Here is a 2,854-nt window from a genome sequence, read left to right as displayed (position 1 = left end):
AGTTTCTCTATTTGTAGCTAAGTTAAACTACCAGTTTTTGCTACATCTTTCCTTATTTTCTCATGATAAACTTTTTTCACAGAGACTAGTAACGTTCTTCACTAGCCCCACAACACTATTGATATGATCAACAGACTTATAGAAACAGTTTTGCGAAACTACACTTAAATCTTTTTGTGTTTCAACCGGAACACTTCCATCCTCAGCATATTGCTTGAAATTCTTATATGAACTCTTGAAGTTCTCAGATAGATTTGACATATTAGCCTCCTAAAAAAACTATAATAAAAAAATGTAATACATTACTATACTATTATAACTTATTTTAGAATAATTGCAATAGTCATATTAATATTTTAACTAAATTATATATTGCACAAAAGCACTTATTACTCTAGTATCGCAGTAGGTTAGAAATGAAGAGGTTTTTATGAGTTTTACTTTACCTGAATTACCATATGACAAAACAGCTTTAGAGCCTTATATATCTGCAAGGACTTTGGATTTTCACTATGATAAGCATCATAGGGGGTATTTAAATAAACTCGATGAGCTAGTTGAAAATACCGATTATCAACAAGCAAAAATTGAGGAATTAATAACGAAGGTTCATGGTAATAGCGACAAAGTCCCTATATTTAACAACGCAGCGCAAGTTTGGAACCACACTTTTTATTGGAGTTCAATGAAAAAAAATGGTGGTGGTAAGCCTCAGAATGACAGTCTTCTAGCAAAAAAAATTCAAGACGATATCGGTGGCTTTGATAAATTCTATGAAGAGTTTTCAAGTCATGGAGTGAGCCAATTTGGCAGTGGATGGGTATGGTTAGTGTTCGAGAAAGGAAAACTCAAAATCACCAAAACTCCCAATGCGGATTTACCATTAACTTATGGTCAAGTGCCGCTGCTCACTATGGATGTTTGGGAGCATGCGTATTATTTAGATTGTCAAAACCGTAGAATTGACTATATAAAAGTTTTCCTTGATCATTTGATTAATTGGGATTTTGCAGAAGAGAATTTGAGAAAGAACACATAAGATGAATGTACCGAAGGTAACAAAATTAGATAATGGCCTGCGCATAATAACCGAGCAGGTGCGTGGTGTTAACTCTGTAGCTTTAAGTATACGAGTTGGTGTTGGCAATAGAGCCGAAAGTGCAAGTCAAAATGGAATATCCCATTTTCTAGAGCACATGGCTTTCAAAGGAACAAAAACGAGAACTGCATTTGAAATTGCAAAAGCTTTCGACGATATAGGTGGAGTATTCAATGCTAGCACCGGTAGAGAAAGCACAAGTTACTACGCAAAGGTCCTCAAAAAAGACATAAAAACTGGCATTGATATATTAATAGATATATTGATGAATTCAACGTTTCCAGAAGATGAATTGGAGCGCGAAAAAGGTGTTGTAACACAAGAGATTTTTCAAACTAACGATTCGCCGAGCGACATCATTTTTGATAAATATTTTGAAGCAGCTTATAAAGATCAACCGTTTGGTAGGTCGATTTTAGGCAGACAGGATACTGTGAAATCATTTACTCGAGAAGATCTAAATAGCTATATAAATGAGCATTACTTTGGCGAGAATACGATATTTTCTGTTGCAGGGAGCGTTGAGCATGAAGAAGTTGTTCAGTTAACCAAAGATTTTCTCTCAAAGATTCATGCAAAAGAGCTGAAGAAAAGGCAGAATGCGAATTACACTGGTGGTGAGTATTTGGAACATCGTAAACTGGACCAGGTACATTTGCTAATTGGTTTACCTAGTGTTTCTCGCCATGACGATAAATATCACACATTTCAGGTGCTTGATTCTATACTGGGGAGCGGGATGTCATCACGCTTATTCCAGGAAGTAAGAGAAAAGCAGGGACTGGTTTACTCTGTCTATTCATTTAATTCTAGCTACACCGATACAGGAATGCTCTCCATTTTCGCTGGCACAGATAGTAGCAACTTAGATAAGCTTTTAAAATCCATAACGACGGAGTTGAAGAAGTTGTCTACGGGTGATCTGAAGGAAGAAGAGGTAAATAGGGTGAAAGAGCGAATAAAATCCCAAATTTTAATGTCACGTGAAAGCGTCAGTTCCCGTGCTGAAGCATTGGGGCACTACCATGGCAACTATGATAGGTATATCAGTAAAAATGAATTGATAGAAAAAACTAGCGCAGTTACCACTGCTGACGTGAAAGAAGCAGCAGAGGAGCTGTTATCTCAGCATGAAAAAACTACTTTAGCTGCAATTGGAGAAATAAAATCGTTGCCAAGCTACGATAAAGTAGTTTCTATGCTTAGAGCTTAAAGCAATGGGCTTCTCACATAACAAACCAGTTTTTGGTATGTCGTGAAACGAAAAAAACTACTTAACAATTCCTCTCCAGCACCCTTTTCATAGCAATAAGGGTATTTCTGACTCAAAACTTGTCTTTGATCTGTAGGTTCAATGACAAAATTCAGTAAAAAACTCAGGGTGTTTTTTGGCGGATTGTATCAAATTATAGCGGCTGCATGTCTTTTTCATTTTTTCTACATTCAGCCAAATCGCGCTTGAACTAAGCGTCAGCAAATTATTATAGCGCCAATTTAAAGAGTCAAAACTTGCCACTCGGGGTTTCTTTGCTTTTTTTTCTCACTCGCTAAATTTCTTAAATATTTATTGCTAAAATAGTATCCTAGATCCCAGTGCCAGCTACTGCTTATGAATTTCTCTATCAAACAAAAAGATGCATGGTCATTATTTAAATAATGACCATGCGCTTATAACGCTAACTATGGATTAGCCGATAAAGAAAGAGCTGGAAATAGAGGGCTTTTTGGGTTGCATGGAATATGAAATAAGCGTAG

Annotated in this window: 3 protein-coding genes; 2 read left to right on the top strand and 1 reads right to left on the bottom strand. The window is 36.3% G+C overall.

The genetic code is table 11. The features are described from left to right. Positions 1-60: 60 nt before the first annotated feature. Complete coding sequence (locus GO685_RS04545; RefSeq protein ID WP_175937764.1) at positions 61-261, bottom strand: hypothetical protein; 201 nt, start codon at positions 259-261, stop codon at positions 61-63. Positions 262-430: 169 nt separating this feature from the next. Between GO685_RS04545 and GO685_RS04540 the strand changes: the two genes are divergently transcribed. Then, positions 431-1,039 carry a superoxide dismutase gene (locus tag GO685_RS04540; RefSeq protein WP_175937763.1) on the top strand — a complete coding sequence of 203 codons (609 nt, stop codon included), beginning with the start codon at positions 431-433 and terminating at the stop codon, positions 1,037-1,039. 1 nt (position 1,040) lies between these two features. After that, positions 1,041-2,312: a M16 family metallopeptidase gene (locus GO685_RS04535; protein ID WP_175937762.1), complete on the top strand. Its 1,272-nt coding sequence runs from the start codon at positions 1,041-1,043 to the stop codon at positions 2,310-2,312. The last annotated feature ends 542 nt before the right edge of the window (positions 2,313-2,854 follow it).

This window comes from Wolbachia endosymbiont of Madathamugadia hiepei (genome assembly GCF_013366855.1).
Taxonomy (GTDB): Bacteria; Pseudomonadota; Alphaproteobacteria; order Rickettsiales; family Anaplasmataceae; genus Wolbachia.
Note: the sequence above shows the minus strand (reverse complement) of the source record. Positions and strands in the feature narration are given on the sequence as shown.